The organism is Paenibacillus sp. J31R30, assembly GCF_059692115.1.
The window spans coordinates 564,047-582,469 of the sequence record NZ_JCAUAV010000003.1; the positions used below are offsets into that span (position 1 = coordinate 564,047).

An 18,423-nucleotide genomic window follows, 5' to 3' on the forward strand; every position below is an offset into this window, starting at 1 on the left:
GTATGCACCCTATTATGAATGAAATTGGCACTGTTTTTATCCCCGTGAGGGACATAGCACGAGCACGTGACTGGTATTGTGATCTGTTGGGTGTCACTAATGATGGGGAGATCCTTCACGGACATTTGTACGTGTTGCCTATGAAGGGGACAAGTATCGTGCTGGATAGCAAGATTTTCGCTGAAGATCATATCTTTAAGGCACCCGCGTTTCATTTGAATACCAAAGACATCGAAGCTGCTTTTACATATATGAAGGATAAAAAGGTTGAACTAGTAACTGGCATTGAGCACGGACACTGGTTTAATTTCAAGGATCCCGATGGGAATATGCTAATGATATGTATGTGTTAGAGCCCCGCGGTTACACTACAAGGGGGAAAGGGGCTTCATTCCATGGAGTTGGAAAGCATCTATGTGACATATAAACAGCTATTATTTGCGATTGCGTACCGTATGTTGGGCTCTGTATCCGATGCGGAAGATATCCTGCAAGACATGTTCATCACGTTACAAAAGACGGACACCGAGCATGTGACGAATCTGAAATCGTATTTAGTCAAAATGCTGACCAACCGCTGCTTGAATTTCTTGAATTCAGCTAGCAAACAAAGAGAAACCTACATAGGCTCGTGGCTGCCTGAGCCCCAAGTGACCTCATCCCGCGAGGATCCCATGGGAAGCCTAGTCCAAGAGGAAACGATATCCTATGCGTTTCAAGTCTTGCTGCAAGAATTGTCCGCTGTGGAGCGGGCAGTCTTCGTCCTCAGAGAAGTGCTCGGTTACGAGTATGATGAGGTCGCCGATATGGTACAGAAGACAGAAGCGAACTGTCGCAAAATCTATAGTCGCGCTAAAACCAAAATCAATCAAGCTTCGGAAGAAGAAGAAATCTCGTTAGGTGAGACGGAACCTCTCGTTAAGAAATTCCTTCACGCCGTAGAAACGGGAGATTTCCAAGACTTCGTTACACTGCTGATGGAAGATGCGGTTATGGTTTCAGATGGTGGCGGGAAAGTGCGCGCCGCTATTCAACCGATCTACGGGAAACAACGGATTGCTGCGTTTTTCGAAGGTATCCGGGCCAAAGGAGCGTTGCAGGGGCAATGGCTGCCTACAACCTTCAATGGTCAGACTGGACTTGTACACATGCTGGATCAACAACCTCAAATGGTTATCTTGTTTGATCTAGCTGTTGGACAGCAGCAATCAAGCCATATGTACCTAATTCGTAATCCAGATAAATTGCATCATATTAATTCTGTGCAATAATGTCACAAAACTTCAATCTCACTTGTCTTATTAGCGTGGAGTTAAACTAGAGATAATGTGGAGGAGATTTCGTATGGAAGTTAGAATTCAGCACGGCAAAGTTAACCCTGAGGCTTACCTAACGATGATGAAACTAGAAGGATTCCTTAAGGAAAGCGGCTTAGATGGAACCCTTTATGAGTTTATTAAGATTAGAGCGTCTCAAATTAATGGCTGTGCATTTTGTCTAGATATGCATACGAGTGCGCTTCGCAAAATGGGTGAGACCGAGCAGCGTATCTACTTGCTCAGCGCATGGCGCGATGCTCCATTCTATAGCGAGAAAGAAAAAGCAGTGCTGGAATTAACAGAAACAGTAACGAACATTTCAGCTTCAGGAGTTCCGCAAGAAGTATTCGACCGTGTGCGCAAGCATTTCGACGAGCGTGAGTTTGTCACGCTGATTATGGCGATCAATACGATTAATTCTTGGAACCGTATCGCGATCTCGACTGGCATGTTCCCAGGGTGTATGTAATAGTATTAAATTAATAATAGATACAAGGACGTTTAAGCCATGGATAGGGAAATTCCTATTCATGGCTTTTTTCTACTTGAAAAGGATGGAAAGATGTTTTAATATAAAAGTGTGCCCGAGCACGAAAATAGTACTCATAAGCAAAGGCAATTCGAAATAAGTCGATTGGCTTTATTTTTTAAGCATTTACGTGCCCGAGCACGAAAATGAAAAACATACATTTTACAATTAAAAAAAGGAGGCATTACCATGGCGATTGTTGTTCAGAAAAGAGACTACAGTATCACTGGACAGGAAAGCAAAAGAGCACAAGAACGCGGTTTAGCAGGTGCAGAGTGGTATGCTAGTCCCATTCCCCGCGCGAAAATGAAAGAGCTCATGAAAAGAAAGGATGGACCAGCCATCCGAGACACTCTGATCTGGTTTGGAGCGTTACTTGGTTTCGGTTACTTGGCATACCTTTCTTGGGGGACGTGGTGGGCAGTTCCAGCTTTTTTCATTTATGGTGTGTTCTACGCTTCTCCAGGCGATTCAAGATGGCATGAATGTGGTCATGGGACGGCATTCAAGACCCCGTGGATGAACGATGTTGTCTACCAGATCGCTTCGTTCTGCGTCTTGCGTTCGGCAACACCATGGCGTTGGAGCCATGCGCGGCATCATACCGATACGATTATTGTCGGCCGGGATCCTGAGATTTTGACGGAGCGACCACCTATTTGGAAAATTATAATGATGCAAATTTTTCATCTATACGGTGGACCGATCGAGATCAAGCGATTTGCTCTGCATACGATTGGCAAGTTGGAAACGGCAGAGATGGATTACATTCCGGCTTCGGAGTATCCAAAAGTATTTCGCGAAGCACGCATCTATATGCTCATTATCCTTGCCGTTGCGGGTGCTTGCCTAATCATGGGAAGCCTACTCCCAGCCATGTTTATTTTTCTCCCCTCCTTCTATGGCAATCTGATGGTTCTTCTTTTTGGCATGACCCAGCATCTTGGACTGTATGAGGATGTACTGGATCACCGCTTGAACACACGTACGGTACGTATGAATCCGATCTTTCGATTCCTGTATTGGAACATGAATTATCACACAGAGCATCACATGTTTCCGATGGTACCTTACCACGCGCTTCCTAAGCTGCATCAAGAGATGAAGGACGATTGCCCGGCTCCTCGCACGAGCTTATGGGCTGCCTTGAAAGAGGTTGTCATTGCGCTTCGTTTACAAAAGAAGGATCCTTCTTACGTAGTTGTGAAGCCGCTGCCCGTGAACGCTAGACCTTATTATTTTGGCAATGGTATGGAAGAAGAACAATCTACCTTAAGGAGACAACCATCATGACGAGCGAATGGATTGAGGTATGTGCAATAGATGAACTAGATGAGGAAGATGTCATACGCTTTGATCATGGGGATGCGACGTTTGCTATATACCGAAATGCGGAGGGCCAATTTTTCGCCTCAGACGGTTATTGCACACATGAGAAAATTCATCTTTCCAAAGGTTTAGTGATGGGTAATATCATTGAATGTCCAAAGCATAATGGACGATTCGATATTACGACGGGGGAGCCGAAGCGAGTTCCCGTGTGTATCAAACTCAAAACCTATGCAACGAAGGTGGATGCAGGTAAGGTGTTTATCCAGCTCACCTAAGCGTGTGCCCCATTGTGATATGCGGCGCCGCGGACTTGATCACTGGCCTATTTTCGATCATACTAGTTACGTGCCCGTGCACAATTCAGTTCGAATGGAGATCAGTATGAGCGTTACGATTAGGGAAATTGCACTGCAAGCTGGTGTTTCTAGAGGTACTGTAGACCGTGTACTGAATGGTAGGACTGGCGTAAAGCCAGCAATTAGAGAACGTGTGCTTGCCATCGCAGATGAGCTTCAGTATGTACCCAACGTGGCCGCAAAGGCCCTTGCTTTTAATAGAAAGCCTATACAAATTGGTATTGTGATGCCTCCGAAGGAAATCTCATTTTTTGATGACATTCGCAAAGGCATTCATGCTGCAGAAGAAGAGTTAAAAGGGCTGGGCATTTGCTTAGAATATGCGTATATCAATAATGAACAGTCAGATGATGGTGCCAAAGCCATCCAAACGCTGATTGCCAATGGCGCAAGCGGCATTCTATTCTCGGCCATCGATGAGGAAGCGAATAGAGCGAGCATTGATACGGCGATTGAGCAAGGCATTCCCGTTGTTACTTTTAACTCGGATATCGAAAACTCGAAGCGGAGCTGCTTTGTTGGTCAGGATCTTGGGAAAAGCGGCGAAATCGCTGCGGGTCTTATGTCCCGTATGTTCAAGGGCAAAGCCAAGGTGCTAGTTGTCGTAGCGAACATGAAATTCCATGCGCATCGCCTAAGGGTTCATCATTTTAAGGCCAAATTAGTCCAAACGGGGATCGAAGTTGTTGGTGTGATTGAAGGGTACGATCGCTACGAGGATACATTTCGCAAGCTGAATGAGGCACTGCAGATGTATCCGGATTTGGATGGCATCTATATGGCGACAGGTCATGCTGGTGCTTGCATCGATGCGGTCAAATTGGCTGGCAAAGGTGGTCAGCTTCGCATTGTGTGTAATGATTTGATGCCTGACGTGGAGCAGGGTCTGCGAGAAGGGTTGATTGATTTTACAATTATGCAAAATCCAATTCAGCAAGGCTACCGTTCGTTAAGGATTCTGTACGATTTGATTTTTACGGGGAAGAAGCCAGATAGTGAGTTTCAGTATACGGAAACTAGCATTTTGGTAGCGGAGAGCCTTTAACAGGGCATGAAAGGATGCTGCACAATGAGTCGTTATGCTGTGAACCAAATTCAGGAATTGGGTTACACGTTGTTAGAGTTAGTAGATGTCGAAGGGGATGAGAGAGCTAAGATATCGCCTGATTTTGGCGCTAATTTACTTTCGTTTTCGAGCAAAGAGATCCCGATCATTGTGCCACCGAGCAGCTTGCAGGCATTCATCGATCATCCTAGCTCACATACGATGTATGGTACGCCCATCTTATTTCCTCCGAACCGTATTCGGAATGGGACATTTACCTTCCAAGGCAGGGCGTACAGCCTTCCGCTGAATGAGCCGCCGCATCATCATTTACACGGTGAAATCTCGCATAAAGCGTGGGATATCGTTGAGGTAGGTGCTGCAGAGCAGAATGGCGCATATGTGACTTGTCAGTTCGACTTTGCGGAGCATCCGGAAATAATGGATTATTTTCCTCATCCCTTGTTATTTCGTGTTACACATCGGTTATTCGAAGGACGTTTGACCACGCAGATTACGGTTGAAAATAAAGGGAATGACACGGCACCATTTGCGCTCGGGCTTCATCCGTATTTTGCCACTTCGTTCGCTGGAGAAGATGCTGTTTTAAGCGTACCTTCGATAGAAGAATGGCCGGTTTCGAACTTGGCTTTCGTGCAGGGCCCACCTGCCGAGACGGATTTCTGTAAAAGCTTATCAGACGGAATTTCGTTAGCCGAATATCCGCAGCTCGGTTGTTCACTGGTCTCACTTGGTGAAGATCGTACGTGCCGCTTCATTATGAAGGAGGCAGGTTATCGGATCGCTTACCAGATTGATCCTCAGTTCCCGTTCGCGGTCTTGTTTAAACCGAATTGGACGGATGCTTTCTCAATTGAACCATACACGTATGTAACGGATGCGTTTAATCTCCCTTATCCGCCTGAGCAGACGGGGGCTAAGGGCATTGCTCCACAGGAAGTTGTACAAGTAGCGACGTCAGTTTGGTTAGAGCTGCTGAAGTGATTCTTGGGGATTCGTAGGCTAAAAAGGAGCCTTTCACATTGTGAAAGGCTCCTTTTTCTATGCCGGTTACGGCTTATAGCGGCGGCTTCTTGCCTTCATTTTCGATCAAATGATCATGTTCGCCATCTTCCATGATATTGCGCGTTGAGTTACGGAACTCACGCAGGGTATCTCCGAAAGCACGGCCCAGCTGTGGCAGCTTGGAAGGTCCGAAGACGATCAAGGCGATAGCCAGAATTAAAATTAATCCTGAAACTCCGATATTGTTGAACATACAAATCATCCTCTTTTCATGTCATATCATTTCTTTGTATCTTTTCATTCACTCTTCGATAAGGTTTAGCTTGGCAACACGCTGCATGGCTCGCCACTGCCAACCGGCAACCAATACGCTGATTTCAAACAAGAGAATTAAAGGCACGGTGACCGATAAGTGTGAAATCATATCAGGAGGCGAGATGCATGAGCCTGTGATGGTGAGCGCGATATACGCGTATTTCCTGGACATTTTCAAAAGCTGAGGGGTTAGCAGTCCAATTTTAGTTAAAAACAAGAGAACCACTGGCAGCTCAAACGCGATCGCCATCGGGATGACAATTTGAAACAGGAAAGCGAAATATCGGTCTATCCCATACGTCTCGACGGCGCCAATGGATTGATTCATTCGTATCATGAAACGCATCATCATCGGGAATACGACCCAATAGCTGAACGAAACCCCGATGATAAACAGCGCAAAAGCGACGGGTATGTAAGGAAGCGCGTTCCTGGATTCGGTTACGGTTAAGCCTGGCTTCACGAAGGCCCATGCTTGGTAGAGAACGACGGGCACTGTAAATAACGCAGCGAACAGAGCCGCACATTTCATATAAATCATCAGCCCGTCTGTGAAAGAAAACACATTCCATTTGATTTCTCCGATCAATGGCTGTGATTTCAAGTACAAAAGGATGTCTGATGAGAGGTATAAGCCGACACACAGCGTGATAATGAACCAGCCCAATACGATCAGCAATCGTTTGCGCACCTCAGTCAAATGCAAGATCCAATCTTCCTGCTCCATGCCATTTCTCCCTTCTCATGAAACGTGTATTCTGGGCTGTATTAAACGACGCTTCCACCTTGCTTCAAATATTTTGCAATACCATCCACGGCGCGATAGGCCAAGGCTCCGACTGTTCCAGTTGGATTGTAACCACTGTTATGAGCGAATGCTGAGGCACCTACCACGAACACATTCTCCGCATCCCACATTTGTAAGTACGAGTTCACAGCGGAAGTGGAAGGATCAGCACCCATTATGACACCACCAGTGTTATGTGTGGATTGATAGGGAACGATATTGTACGGAGCAAGCTGATCCGACGAGCCAATGGTGGATGGATTCATTTCTTTCATGATTTCTGCAGATTTCCCAGCCATGAATTTGATCATTTGACGATCCTGCTCTTCAAAATCGAAAGTGATCCGCGGAAGCGGAAGACCGTAAGCATCCTTATAGGTCGGATCCAAATCCACATAATGATGTTTCCATGGCAGGCTGCTTCCCTGGGGAGAGACAGACAACACACTATTCGCATATTTCAGCGATTTTTGCTTAAAATCTTTCCCCCACGATGGTATGCCCTTGGGTACAGAGTTCGTCGCAATCGGCCGTTGGCCGGTTTGGGAGATCCGAATACCTGCCCCATGGATGAAATTCAGATTCGTATGGTCGAAATTATCGCCGTTGAAATCAGGAATCTCCATGCCAAGGGAGCCAGCCCCTGCATATAAGTTGAACTGTTTCTCATCGAAAAAGCCTGTCGCATTCCCGCCGTTCGTTTGGTAGCAGTAGTTCTTCCCAATGACGCCTTTACCTGTCGCTGGGTCATAAGGTTTACCCAATTTCGACGTGAGGAGAAGCTTAATGTTGTTAAATACATAGCTGGCCATAATAACCACATCCGCTGGCTGTTCAAATTGCTCACCGGTGACCGTGTTCACATAGGCAACGCCGCTGGCTTTTTTGCCGTCATTGAGCACCTGAATCACATTGGAGTAAGAGCGCAGCTCAAAATTGCCGGTTTTCTGAGCTACAGGGAGAGCGGTCACGATCACATCTGCTTTAGCTCCGTATTCACAGCCAAATCGCTCGCAATAGCCGCAATATTGGCACGCAGCACGGGTAATACCATCTGGGTTCGTATACTGCTCCGATAAGTTAGCGGAAGGCATCATGTAGGGATGGTAGCCGAGCTTTTTGGTCGCATCTTCGAACAATTTCAAGACCGGTGTTTTCACCATCGGTTTGGTCGGGAATGGCGCTGAACGTTTGCCAACCAGTGGATTCTGCTCAGCTTCACCAGAAATGCCAGCTAATTTCTCGAATTTATCGAAATACGGCTCCAACGTATCATACGTGATGCCCCAATCTTGAATCGTCATTCCTTCAGGGATTTTAGATTTCCCATAGCGTTCTACTGTTTTGCTGTGAATTTCAAAGTCGTATGGAAGAAACCGTAACGTTTGTCCATTCCAATGCACACTCGCCCCGCCTAGACCTTCCCCAAGGAGGAAGGAGCCATACTCTCGCATTGGCACTGCGGCCATTTTCTCCGTATTTCGGAACGTCACCGTCTCTTTGGATAAATCCTGCATGAGATCATACCTAGAGGCGTAACGCAGCTCATCATGCACCATATAGTAATCTGCCGTACTGCGCGGCTTCCCGCGCTCTAGGCCAACAACCTTGACACCCTGTTTTGCTAACTCAGCGGCAATAATTCCCCCAACCCATCCCATACCCACAATGACAACGGGGACTTTCGGCATTTTAGTAGCCATCAACGTATTCCTTCCTGTGTAAGAGTCGTACCCTTAATGAGCGAAATGATCGCGCAAGCTGCGGGGCTCCATAGCAACGAATTGATCTTTATCGATCATATTCATATAACTCATCTGATTACCTGGATATTTACGCATTTTCCAGCCAGCCATATTCTTATTCCCGCCATACAACGGATCGGAATAAACACCTTCCATGACAAGTATGCGGAAAAGGTTAAAAAAGGTTTTACCGGTCACGCCGTTAACGACGCTGATTTCACCTTTCTCCATCGAGGTTAGAATCGCGTCTTGTTCCTCTGGTTTAAGCTCTACGAAGCCTTTGGAATGCTTGGTTTTTGCCGTTTCCTCGAGACTGTTCAGTCCCATCGTGACGAGTTCATGGCGTTGAATACTAAGGTAATCACCCTGTGTGGCTTCACCCTTCACGAATGGACCCATTCGATACGTCCGGGCATTCACACCCCAAGGACTCGCTAACTGGTGGTCGATATAAAAGGTAACGCCAAGCTCGGTAGCTCCAGGACCGCTCTCGTCCTTGGGAAAGATACGTTCAGCAGCGGCTTCGGCTATTTGAAGTTGAGCTTGATTGAAAAACATCGGTGCTTGGTTATAATCAGCCGTGACTTGCGGTTTAGGACTTATCGTAGGCGAAGGAGAGGTCTGGGCAGTATCTTTCTTAAAGCCTCCTGACACTGCGCTTCCAATGACGCCACCAACGACTACGCCACCAATGGCAGTTCCTGTGTACTTGAGAAAACGGCGGCGTGAGTGATCGGGCGTATGATTTTGCGTGTTTTTGTCAGCCATCTTGTCATACCTCCTTGGAATTTTATGTACATCTGGGTAGTTATGGATATGTTGAGCTGTAAGCGGATTTCCTATGCATAAATTGCATGAAATAATGGAAACGGGGGCAATGTAGTGGTAGGTATCCGTTTTCTATAACCGACATTTGAGTCTATGAATGTGAGGAGAAGCATACTCATGAACAGAAAGATTGTAGTCCTCACCTTATTGCTTGCTGGTGCTTTATCGGCATGCGGAAAGAGTGAAACGACACCTAGCCCAACTCCAGGCACAGCAACAACAACACCAACCGCATCTGCAAGTACAGGTGCAACAACCAAGGCTGATGCACAGACAGTCTTCAAAGCGAACTGTGTCAGCTGCCATGGTGCTAATTTGGAAGGAATGGTAGGTCCGAATCTTCAAAAGGTTGGCGGAAAGCACTCCAAGGAACAACTCACCGGAATCATTGCGAATGGGAAGGGTGCCATGCCAGCTTTTAAAGGGAAACTATCTGATGATGAAGTCAGTTCATTGTCGACATGGCTTGCAGACAAAAAGTAGTCAGGAAGAACCCCGTCATTCGCTGTAAAGCGGCCAGGCGGGATTTTTCTTTTGTAGGTAGCGTGTCATTCATTTGTTTGAAGTATGGGCATAGGATAATGAAGTAATTGGAAAATTACAATATATAAGCTTCCTTTCACATTAAGTCATAGGGAGATGAACCAGATGAAGGGTAAGGATCGGTGGAATGACCTCTTTGAACTAGCGATGTATGTATTGGCTGGTGGATGTTTTGTATATTTTCTCGTGAAAGGCAACGCGGCCAAAATGTTTCAAGCTGTACTCATTGTAGCTGTGCTCCAGCTCATTCGGCTTGTTGTCAAATGGACGAAGACAACCATGTTTACTTCGTTGCGTTTCTGTGTGTTGCTGTTTATTTTCGTCACAATGTTCGTTGCGAACGAATTCGGCTATTATGGCGTTATTCCTTATTTGGATAAAATGGAGCATCTCTTCTCGGGCGTGATCCTCTGCTTCATCGGCTTATTAATTTATAGCAAAGCTGCTGACCATCAAGAGGGAACAGAGCACCTCTCATCGCATGTCCCGGTGTGGTTGTGCTTGTTTTTTTCGATCGCGATGGCAGGCGTATGGGAAATCTATGAGTTTGCGACAGACCACCTCTTCGGGCTAAACTCTCAAAACGGAAGCCTGCTCGATACCATGACGGATATCATTTGCGGCACAGCAGGTGCAATCGTGACGGCTTGTTATTTGGCATTAAAGGCGAAGAAAAGGACACTTCCCCTTGTGGATATAAGGTAATGTGAGTTCGCGGATCGGCAGGGGAGCAGGTTGATTGGCAGTTATTGGCTTGTCATTTCTCCACGTATATGGCACTATAAGCACTATTGAATGGAGGAATGGACAACATGGAAGAGTTGCCGAACTGCCCCAAATGCCAATCGGCTTACACGTATGAAGATGGTGATCTATTGGTGTGCCCAGAGTGTGCGCATGAGTGGTCGTCATCAGGTAGCGATGATGAGAACGGTGAAGATCAGAAAGTGGTAAAAGACGCGAACGGCAATGTATTGAAAGATGGTGACTCCGTAACGGTCATCAAAGATCTGAAAGTAAAAGGAACTTCATCCGTTATCAAAATAGGTACCAAAGTGAAAAACATTCGCTTGGTCGAAGGCGATCATGATATTGATTGTAAAATCGATGATTTCGGGGCGATGAAATTAAAGTCGGAGTTTGTAAAGAAGATATAAGAGGAGATCCGCTTAGTGCGGGTCTTTTTCTTTTGTACACATTGACATGCAGTCAAATGGTTGCATATAATGGATGCATGGACAACGTATTCAAAGCCTTGGCTGACGCAAGCCGTCGACAACTTCTTGATGAGCTTTACAAACGAAATGGCCAAACCTTAAGTGAGCTATGTGAACATTTGGAGATGACGCGCCAATCCGTCACGAAGCATTTGCAGCTTTTGGAGGAAGCGCAACTCATTCTTGTAGAGTGGCAGGGACGCCATAAAATCCACTATTTGCACGTGGCACCGATCGTTGATATTTACGACCGCTGGATTCGCAAATATGAGCATGAACGTATCACACTGATCCAGGATTTGAAGAAAAATTTGGAGCAAGAGGAGAACCCTAATGTCTGAGGTAACTTTTATTTATGTAACTTATATCGCGACAACACCAGAGAAGCTTTGGACGGCATTAACAAGCACGGATTTTACTGAAAAATATTTTTTCGGGACAGCTGTCCAATCCGATTGGGTAGAAGGCGCAACAGTCACCTATTCGCGGGAGGGAAAAGTGACGGATCATGGCATCATTTTGCAATGTGAGCCGTATCACATCCTGTCCTTCACTTGGCATTATGTTGCAGATACCACAGAACGTCCGCAACCGACGAGAGTAACCTTCGAACTGAAACCCATGAAGGACACGGTGAAGCTAACCCTGAAGCATGAAAAGCTTGTGCAAAGCGATATTGTCGAGCGAGACGATACCTTCGAAGGCTTTAATAATGGCTGGCCAGCTATTATTAGCAATTTGAAGAGCTTGCTTGAAACAGGAAACACATTAACATTCATGTAATTCAAATAATAAAGCAGAGGATCCCGGTGGATTCTCTGCTTTTCATGTTCAGATCTTTTTGGAAGCCCATAACGCATCAAGCTCAGGAAGCAGGAGCACACTCTCCTGTTCATTGGGGTCGGTGCGGGCAAGGACACATGTGCAAGACTCCGATTCACTCGGATTATAAGGGAGATGAGGCATTCCAGCGGGAATGTAGAGAAAGTCACCTTTTTCCAGCTCCATATGCTGTTCCAAGTTCTCCCCATACCACATGGCCGATATCCCTTCGAGCATATAAATGGTGGTTTCATGGTCTTGATGAAGATGAGCTGTTGCTCTTTGACCTGGGGGAATAGTTAGCAGCATCATGCAAATGCCTTGCGAATCTGCGCTTTCTTTGGAAATTGCCTCGGCGTAATCGAAGCCTTGCTTCCCATGATAGGTTCGTGATGAGCGGATGAGTCGACATGTACGGTTATTATCCATGTAGCAGCACCTCCTGCAACTATTCTATGCTAAAAATACATATTTTAGCTTCGTGTGACCCATCATAATAAGTAAGCGAATTAAGGGGATTTTGGTATGGAGGAGGGGGAAACTTGCAGTTATTCCATCTAAGTTACATTCTGTTATTTAGCGCTTTACTCGTAGTAGGAACGATCGGCGTTGCATGGTTTGTATTTCATAAGCGGAAAAATAAAGCTCGCTAAAGCCTGCTATATAAGCACTTTAACACATGTGTCAAAAAATTCACTTGAGTAATCATCTCATACGTCCTATAATGTGCCTATGTTAGTTGCAATTAAATTGTACTAATAATACGAGATAGAGACATGGGAGAGATGACGTCATGGCAACAGTACTTTTTGTAAAAGTAAACGATCGACCTTCAGACCAAGCAGTAAGTGTTCAAATGTATGAAACATTTCTGAATACGTATAAAGAAGCAAATCCGACTGATGTGATTTCAGAACTTGATTTGTATCACGTTGAACTTCCTTATTACGGAAATGACGCGATTACTGGAACGTTTAAGCAAAATGCAGGCTATGAGCTTACGGCTCAAGAGCAAATTGCTGCTACAGTGGCTAATCGTTATTTGGATCAATTCCTTGCAGCTGACAAAATCGTCATTGCTTTCCCACTATGGAACTTCACTTCACCAGCTCCTTTGACTACGTATGTTTCCTACCTATGCCAGGCAGGCAAGACGTTCAAATATACAGCAGAAGGCCCAGTTGGCCTTGCTGGCGATAAGAAAGTAATCTTGTTAAACGCACGCGGAGGCGTGTACTCCGAAGGACCAATGGCTGAAGTTGAGTCCGCAATTAGACCACTTCGCGGTGTTTTTGGATTGTTCGGTATTCAAACACAAGTCGTTGTGATAGAAGGACATAATCAATTTAAAGATCGTTCAGCGGATATCATTGCTGAAGGTTTGCGCGAAACCGTGAAAGCCGCACAAGCGTTCTAAGAAATTTGGTTGAAAAGAAGAAGGAGTCATCCCTTGGGATGCTCCTTTTTTTTGTTTTGCAATACATCCGGACCTTCAATTTTACTTACAAACAGGGAATAAGTAGAGTCTCACGAATATCATATAGAGTATACGGTGATATAATTGCACAGGGAGGCAGGAAAAAGTGAAGCTCTACGAAAGATCTCTAAATACCCAGCTCATTATTGTCTGTACCTTACTCTTCCTAACGGCCATGCAATTACTCATAACGATTGGCGCTAATCGACCTGTTGGCTTCGTTTCCTTTTTTAGTGTAATTCTAGGTGTATTCCTCATACTTGCTGTTATTATTTGTATAGATCTCACTCAAAATGACGCGGAGAAGCTGGCAGCTAAAGTAGAATTTCTAGAAGAGTATCGTGTACATATACGGAAGCTAAATGGGAAATTAATGAAGGTACGTGTAAAAGCCGCAGAATATGAACATTTTCAAGTCGAACAGGCAGTTGAATTGCTCGTTGCTAAACGTACAGGTGCGCTGCTATCGATTCACAGTTTGGATAATCCGATAGAACATTTGGATCACAACTAATCTTTATCAATCGGAGGTTACCTATGGGAATTGAATGGTATGACATGATCGCCAGACGAAATGGCGGATACAAGAGCAGAGCGATTTACAAGACAGTAGGAAGATCTGCTGAGGATGTTTTTGAGAATCGCCTGATTGAGATGTTACCTCAATTTCAGTCTGTATTGGATGCAGGTTCAGGTCATGGTGAATTTACTTTGAAAATGTCCGCATACACGAATCGTATTATTGGTTTTGATAATGCTAATGAATTCATAACCATCGGATTCATCGACATCGTTATTGAAGAATTTCAAGATGCCGTCATGCAATTCCCGACAAGGGAAGAACTCGTGCTCTTTTTATCGGACGTGCCTGGGAGCCCGGATTTCACCTTAGCTGAGCATAAGCTTGAACTTGACAAGCTAATCAGTGAACTTGCGTTGCAAGGAAGATTGGCTGGGGACCTCGGTATTAGAGAGCATAAGTATATTTGGCAGGCAAGTAAACCATAACCGGAGGACCTATGAATCGCTTGCGAAAAATATTCAGAAGTAAAATTGTTTGGGCTTTACTCATTCTCATCGTATTTATTTACATCAATAACACGTCGTTACTTACGAAAGAGCGAAGTGGTGACCCTTTTCTGATGGCGCATCGCGGGATGGCACAAGCGTTCCATACGGAGGATCTGAAAAACGATACCTGCACAGCCGAACGGATCTTTGAGCCAGAGCATCCATATCTGGAGAATACGATTCCTTCTATGCAAGCTGCATTTGACGCTGGGGCAGATGAGGTCGAATTTGACATTCATGTGACCAAGGATGATCAATTCGCGGTGTTCCATGATTGGACGCTCGATTGTCGGACGGATGTCAAAGGTCAGTCTAAAGACTACACGATAGCTGAGCTAAAAAAGGTGGATATTGGTTACGGCTACACGGCCGACAATGGGAAAACGTACCCTTTTCGAGGTAAAGGGGTGGGATTAATGCCCTCTTTAACGGAGGTACTCTCGCAGTTTCCAACCCAAATGCTCCTCATTCATATTAAAACCAATGATCCCCATGAGGGAGACTTACTCGTTGAAACATTGGCTAAGTTATCGCCAGAACGTCGAAGCCAATTGACGATCTATGGCGGGAACGTACCTGTTGCTATAGTGAAAGAGAAATTGCCTGACATGCGTGTAATTTCAGTAGATACAATGAAAAGCTGTCTACTCCCGTACCTTGCCTATGGCTGGACAGGGATTACACCTGCTGCATGCGAGCATATTCAGATTCATATACCTGAAAAGTTGGCGCCTTTGCTATGGGGATGGCCGAACAAGTTTCTAAACCGAATGGATAAAGTGGATACGAGAATTATTGTGGTTGGTGGAAATGGCACGGAATTTTCAACGGGGTTTGATACTGTGGCGGATTTGGAGCGTCTTCCGGCATCTTATTCAGGTGGGATTTGGACGAATCGGATTGATCGCATTGCGCCTTTGTATAAGGAGTAGCAGTGATAACCAGAAGGGGGGTACCTAAAGCCATAAAAATGGCGAGGGGCACCCTCTTTTAAATTTGTGATAACTCTAGCATCTTTGACCAATTCTCAAGCAAGCTATCTTCGCATAACCCTACTTATAGAATGACGACCGAAATGGTGTCAATGCCGCAATAACCGCATCTCGAAAAACATCACTCCGCGTAACTCGCCCATCGCTAAATAAGCCATATGCGCCCTCTTTATGATTGCTCCCGACGGTGCTGCTCATTTCATCAATAATATGACGCAGCTCGATGCCGCCCTGCTTCAGTCTCTCGCCAATGTCATTGGGTATGGGAAAATAAAGCCCTTTGCCGACGAAAAGCCGCTTCCCGTCCCATGCTGCACAAACGGAGAAGAGATACCATTGTTTCGTATGGACCTCATCATAGGTTAGTCCACCTTCAAGACCAAGCCCAATATCTGCATTAGGCTCAGCGATTAGCACCTGTTTCGCCCGGTTGATGGCACCGAGGACGGTTTCGTCTTCCGTCAAAGGCTGATCGGACACACCGGAAGGGACGGAGTGACAGATCGGTTCAATACCAGAAGCCAAGACCACGGCAGCGCGTTTCGCTTGATTGTGCGTACCTAGCGCAATGCTTATTTCTTTTTTCAACATAGGAAACCACTCCTTGTAAACGTACTGCGAAAGAATCTGACTAATTAGGACTAGTATATCATGTATTCATTTTAGGCATGAAGATGGGGTATTATGCTTTTGGGAATTGGTTTTAAATGTGACTTAAATTGGGTATATTTGTTAAAAACGACAGTTATTGAAGGGGACCCAGGTGCCGCATCAATGGGAGATATCGTATTAATTACATTTTACATACTAACGGTTATCACATTCTTCGTAACGAAGAAACGCTTGCATTTGTTTGAAATCATTTTCGGCTGGTTACTCGTGGTGTTTCTGCATGATTTCTACTTTATGATCTTTACAATAAATGTTCCGTATATTATTCCTTCACTTCGATTATCGGATGTATTCCTGCGTATTGGGTACCAACAGATTATTTTGCCGATCATTGTGCTATGGGCGATGGAGCAGTGGGTAGCGAAACGTGGATTAATTTATAAGTTAGTGTCAGTAATCTTTTTCTCCGTTGTGCTCATGTTGTTGAAGATTTACTTACATCAGTTGGGAATTGTTCAATATTCAGCAAAGTGGAAAATGGAGTGGTCCTATTTGGAAAGCTTGTTGTTGCTTATATTGACTGTTCTTTTACTGGTTATTTATCGTGGTATCATGCGGAAAGACGGCATATCTTATGAGTCACCTTGATGTCTTATTTCAAAGAAATACGATGTTTACGATGATTTGTCTCGTTCTGAGCTATGGTCTCATGTGGCTATTGCCAAGAACGATGCCAAGATCGGTTAGTCTCATTATGATGCTCTTCAGCTTGGATGCAGCCAAAGGGTTAGACACTAGCATTGGGGTAAAACCGTTCGATTTCTATAACACGAATATCTATCCGTATTTTGATTTCGCCGACCTGTTAACATGGTACCTATATCCGGTATCTGGTTACTTATTTGCCTATTACTACAACAGGTTCCGTATCAGAGGCATCATGATTCCGATTTATATTCTGCTTTGTTCATTCATCGGAATGGCGTTTGAGGCAGTAAATGTTTATTTTGACGTCTTCCAGTATCGACAATGGAAATTAAGCTACTCCTTCTGTATATACCTTGTCGTGCAGACACTGTTTGTTCTTTTATTTACAAGACTGAAAAAGCATTGGATAGAACAAAAAAGTCATTCGATAAGGAGAATGAATCGAAGTTGAGCTCGCACCACGTACAGTCGCCACGCAGACAGCAAGCCTTATTAAGTTCGGACGGTTTAAGCAGCCTGCGTTGGCAGGATCCCAAGATCATTGCCTGGTGGTCTGCCTCTTTTCCAGGATTCGGTCATTTCTTGCTTCATCAGTTTATACGTGGATTTCTACTGTCAGCTTGGGAAGTTGCCATCAATACGCTTGCCCGTATTAATGAAGCCATTTACTATTCGTTCAGTGGTCAATTCGAGTTGGCGGCTCAAGTCATCGAACCTAGATGGGCATTTGCTTATGCGATGGTTTATTTATTTGCAATATGGGATAGTTATATTAAGGCTGTTGATGCGAATAAGCAGTATCATCTAGCGAGGCTGGAAGGAGCAAGAATTACTTCCAATTTGATGAAGCCATGGACTATTACGAGTATTTGTTTCAAAAGACCTGGCGCAGCTCTGTTTAGTTCATTTATTTTTCCTGGGCTTGGACAGCTTTACAATAACCGTTTAGCGCTGGGCTTCTATGGCGTCTTCTGGTGGTTTATTTATATGACAATGTCACGATCACATGAAGCTATGCTTTATTTGATATTAGGTAAGGTGTCCCGATCAACAGCCCTTTTAGACCCACATTGGCTCCTATTTATGCCTTCGGTCATCTGTGGCGCCATGTATGATGCCTATATGACTGCTCATGATCATAATCGACTTTTCCGAATCGAGCAGAAGCAATTTCTGACAGAGACGTATCCTCAATTCCCATTACCCCTGTTTGAAAAGGAGAATGACCCACATGTTGATTATTAGTACATTTGAGCATTCTATCGAGGTGGAGGAAGCACTGGCTGTTCTGGAGAAGATGGGGCTATCGCGACAAGCGATCATGACCGTGATGATGGACAACTATAAGGAGATCTCGGATCATAATTATAATTCCAATCCGAATAAAAAAATGCTGGCTTTCGAGGTTGGGATGGCAACGTCCACTGGTTTTACAGTATTTGGAATCAGTTTTGGCTTCATCCTTTATTGGGGCCCTATTATTTGGGGACTTATCTCCGCTGTTAGCGGATTTATTGTAGGTTATAGTAGTACGCGCGTGATACAAGTGAAGGTCCTTAAACAGGTTATTCGAAAAAAGGAAAGATTACCCGAGTTAGCTGTTATTATTCAATGCCATGAGGGACGATTTCAAGAGGTACAGGATGTGCTTTGGGGGTATCGAGCTTTATCGGTAGGCAAAATTCATAGCTGAATGATG

26 protein-coding genes are annotated in these 18,423 nt (G+C 44.9%); 20 read left to right on the forward strand and 6 right to left on the reverse strand.

Annotated elements, in window-relative coordinates; genetic code table 11:
- Positions 1 to 2 precede the first annotated feature (2 nt).
- The 7 genes from AC58QO_RS14305 to AC58QO_RS14335 all read left to right on the forward strand — a co-directional run bounded on the left by AC58QO_RS14305 (position 3) and on the right by AC58QO_RS14335 (position 5,586).
- Entirely contained in the window at positions 3 to 353 is a 351-nt protein-coding gene (locus AC58QO_RS14305) for a VOC family protein (protein WP_497266478.1), read from the forward strand.
- Between the two features lie 42 nt (positions 354 to 395).
- The gene (locus AC58QO_RS14310) at positions 396 to 1,271 is read left to right on the forward strand and encodes an RNA polymerase sigma-70 factor (RefSeq protein ID WP_497266480.1); all 876 of its coding nucleotides are present in this window, start codon (positions 396 to 398) and stop codon (positions 1,269 to 1,271) included.
- Between the two features lie 73 nt (positions 1,272 to 1,344).
- Entirely contained in the window at positions 1,345 to 1,788 is a 444-nt protein-coding gene (locus AC58QO_RS14315; RefSeq protein ID WP_497266482.1) for a carboxymuconolactone decarboxylase family protein, read from the forward strand.
- Between the two features lie 249 nt (positions 1,789 to 2,037).
- Positions 2,038 to 3,141 carry a fatty acid desaturase family protein gene (locus AC58QO_RS14320; RefSeq protein ID WP_497266484.1) on the forward strand — a complete coding sequence of 368 codons (1,104 nt, stop codon included), beginning with the start codon at positions 2,038 to 2,040 and terminating at the stop codon, positions 3,139 to 3,141.
- Entirely contained in the window at positions 3,138 to 3,455 is a 318-nt protein-coding gene (locus AC58QO_RS14325; RefSeq protein WP_497266486.1) for a MocE family 2Fe-2S type ferredoxin, read from the forward strand. Before AC58QO_RS14320 ends, AC58QO_RS14325 begins: the two co-directional genes overlap by 4 nt.
- 106 nt (positions 3,456 to 3,561) lie before the next feature.
- The gene (locus tag AC58QO_RS14330; protein ID WP_497266488.1) at positions 3,562 to 4,581 is read left to right on the forward strand and encodes a LacI family DNA-binding transcriptional regulator; all 1,020 of its coding nucleotides are present in this window, start codon (positions 3,562 to 3,564) and stop codon (positions 4,579 to 4,581) included.
- A 24-nt stretch (positions 4,582 to 4,605) separates the two neighbouring features.
- The gene (locus AC58QO_RS14335; RefSeq protein ID WP_497266490.1) at positions 4,606 to 5,586 is read left to right on the forward strand and encodes an aldose 1-epimerase; all 981 of its coding nucleotides are present in this window, start codon (positions 4,606 to 4,608) and stop codon (positions 5,584 to 5,586) included.
- 73 nt (positions 5,587 to 5,659) lie between these two features.
- Here AC58QO_RS14335 and tatA read toward each other — a convergent pair whose 3' ends face one another.
- Genes tatA through AC58QO_RS14355 form a run of 4 tightly spaced genes read right to left on the reverse strand, consistent with a single transcriptional unit; the run spans position 5,660 to position 9,222 of the window.
- Positions 5,660 to 5,860 (reverse strand): twin-arginine translocase TatA/TatE family subunit, encoded by a 201-nt coding sequence (gene tatA, locus AC58QO_RS14340; protein WP_028555878.1) that lies wholly within the window; start codon positions 5,858 to 5,860, stop codon positions 5,660 to 5,662.
- A 48-nt stretch (positions 5,861 to 5,908) separates the two neighbouring features.
- Positions 5,909 to 6,649, reverse strand: coding sequence for a twin-arginine translocase subunit TatC (gene tatC / locus AC58QO_RS14345; protein ID WP_497266492.1), 741 nt, complete (start codon positions 6,647 to 6,649; stop codon positions 5,909 to 5,911).
- Positions 6,650 to 6,690: 41 nt separating this feature from the next.
- Positions 6,691 to 8,412, reverse strand: coding sequence for a GMC family oxidoreductase (locus AC58QO_RS14350; protein WP_497266494.1), 1,722 nt, complete (start codon positions 8,410 to 8,412; stop codon positions 6,691 to 6,693).
- 33 nt (positions 8,413 to 8,445) lie between these two features.
- On the reverse strand, positions 8,446 to 9,222 hold the full coding sequence (locus tag AC58QO_RS14355) for a gluconate 2-dehydrogenase subunit 3 family protein (RefSeq protein ID WP_497266496.1): 777 nt from the start codon (positions 9,220 to 9,222) through the stop codon (positions 8,446 to 8,448).
- Between the two features lie 177 nt (positions 9,223 to 9,399).
- On the opposite strand from AC58QO_RS14355, the gene AC58QO_RS14360 reads away from it, so the two are divergent.
- The 5 genes from AC58QO_RS14360 (at position 9,400) to AC58QO_RS14380 (ending at position 11,825) form a co-directional block, all read left to right on the forward strand.
- Positions 9,400 to 9,765: a c-type cytochrome gene (locus AC58QO_RS14360; protein WP_497266498.1), complete on the forward strand. Its 366-nt coding sequence runs from the start codon at positions 9,400 to 9,402 to the stop codon at positions 9,763 to 9,765.
- A gap of 165 nt (positions 9,766 to 9,930) precedes the next feature.
- The gene (locus AC58QO_RS14365; protein WP_497266500.1) at positions 9,931 to 10,530 is read left to right on the forward strand and encodes a DUF2238 domain-containing protein; all 600 of its coding nucleotides are present in this window, start codon (positions 9,931 to 9,933) and stop codon (positions 10,528 to 10,530) included.
- A gap of 107 nt (positions 10,531 to 10,637) precedes the next feature.
- Positions 10,638 to 10,982: a zinc ribbon domain-containing protein YjdM gene (locus tag AC58QO_RS14370; protein WP_497266502.1), complete on the forward strand. Its 345-nt coding sequence runs from the start codon at positions 10,638 to 10,640 to the stop codon at positions 10,980 to 10,982.
- A gap of 77 nt (positions 10,983 to 11,059) precedes the next feature.
- A complete protein-coding gene (locus AC58QO_RS14375; RefSeq protein ID WP_497266504.1) occupies positions 11,060 to 11,383 on the forward strand; it encodes an ArsR/SmtB family transcription factor in 324 nt (107 codons plus the stop codon).
- Positions 11,376 to 11,825 (forward strand): SRPBCC family protein, encoded by a 450-nt coding sequence (locus tag AC58QO_RS14380; RefSeq protein ID WP_497266505.1) that lies wholly within the window; start codon positions 11,376 to 11,378, stop codon positions 11,823 to 11,825. The genes AC58QO_RS14375 and AC58QO_RS14380 overlap by 8 nt, the downstream gene beginning before the upstream one ends.
- A gap of 48 nt (positions 11,826 to 11,873) precedes the next feature.
- Here AC58QO_RS14380 and AC58QO_RS14385 read toward each other — a convergent pair whose 3' ends face one another.
- Entirely contained in the window at positions 11,874 to 12,293 is a 420-nt protein-coding gene (locus AC58QO_RS14385) for a cupin domain-containing protein (protein ID WP_497266507.1), read from the reverse strand.
- A 364-nt stretch (positions 12,294 to 12,657) separates the two neighbouring features.
- Here AC58QO_RS14385 and AC58QO_RS14390 point away from each other — a divergent pair, with 364 nt between their 5' ends.
- The 4 genes from AC58QO_RS14390 to AC58QO_RS14405 all read left to right on the forward strand — a co-directional run bounded on the left by AC58QO_RS14390 (position 12,658) and on the right by AC58QO_RS14405 (position 15,344).
- Positions 12,658 to 13,281: an FMN-dependent NADH-azoreductase gene (locus AC58QO_RS14390; protein WP_497266510.1), complete on the forward strand. Its 624-nt coding sequence runs from the start codon at positions 12,658 to 12,660 to the stop codon at positions 13,279 to 13,281.
- Positions 13,282 to 13,447: 166 nt separating this feature from the next.
- Entirely contained in the window at positions 13,448 to 13,855 is a 408-nt protein-coding gene (locus tag AC58QO_RS14395) for a hypothetical protein (RefSeq protein WP_497266512.1), read from the forward strand.
- Positions 13,856 to 13,878: 23 nt separating this feature from the next.
- A complete protein-coding gene (locus AC58QO_RS14400) occupies positions 13,879 to 14,349 on the forward strand; it encodes a hypothetical protein (protein WP_497266514.1) in 471 nt (156 codons plus the stop codon).
- Positions 14,350 to 14,360: 11 nt separating this feature from the next.
- A complete protein-coding gene (locus AC58QO_RS14405; protein ID WP_497266516.1) occupies positions 14,361 to 15,344 on the forward strand; it encodes a glycerophosphodiester phosphodiesterase family protein in 984 nt (327 codons plus the stop codon).
- Between the two features lie 120 nt (positions 15,345 to 15,464).
- Here the strand turns inward: AC58QO_RS14405 and AC58QO_RS14410 are convergent, their stop codons facing one another.
- On the reverse strand, positions 15,465 to 15,995 hold the full coding sequence (locus AC58QO_RS14410) for a DUF84 family protein (RefSeq protein ID WP_497266518.1): 531 nt from the start codon (positions 15,993 to 15,995) through the stop codon (positions 15,465 to 15,467).
- A 99-nt stretch (positions 15,996 to 16,094) separates the two neighbouring features.
- On the opposite strand from AC58QO_RS14410, the gene AC58QO_RS14415 reads away from it, so the two are divergent.
- Genes AC58QO_RS14415 through AC58QO_RS14430 form a run of 4 tightly spaced genes read left to right on the forward strand, consistent with a single transcriptional unit; the run spans position 16,095 to position 18,417 of the window.
- Entirely contained in the window at positions 16,095 to 16,664 is a 570-nt protein-coding gene (locus AC58QO_RS14415) for a hypothetical protein (RefSeq protein WP_497266520.1), read from the forward strand.
- Complete coding sequence (locus AC58QO_RS14420; RefSeq protein ID WP_497266522.1) at positions 16,651 to 17,175, forward strand: hypothetical protein; 525 nt, start codon at positions 16,651 to 16,653, stop codon at positions 17,173 to 17,175. Before AC58QO_RS14415 ends, AC58QO_RS14420 begins: the two co-directional genes overlap by 14 nt.
- A complete protein-coding gene (locus tag AC58QO_RS14425) occupies positions 17,172 to 17,969 on the forward strand; it encodes a hypothetical protein (protein ID WP_497266523.1) in 798 nt (265 codons plus the stop codon). Before AC58QO_RS14420 ends, AC58QO_RS14425 begins: the two co-directional genes overlap by 4 nt.
- Positions 17,956 to 18,417 carry a hypothetical protein gene (locus tag AC58QO_RS14430; protein WP_497266525.1) on the forward strand — a complete coding sequence of 154 codons (462 nt, stop codon included), beginning with the start codon at positions 17,956 to 17,958 and terminating at the stop codon, positions 18,415 to 18,417. The genes AC58QO_RS14425 and AC58QO_RS14430 overlap by 14 nt, the downstream gene beginning before the upstream one ends.
- Positions 18,418 to 18,423: the final 6 nt, after the last annotated feature.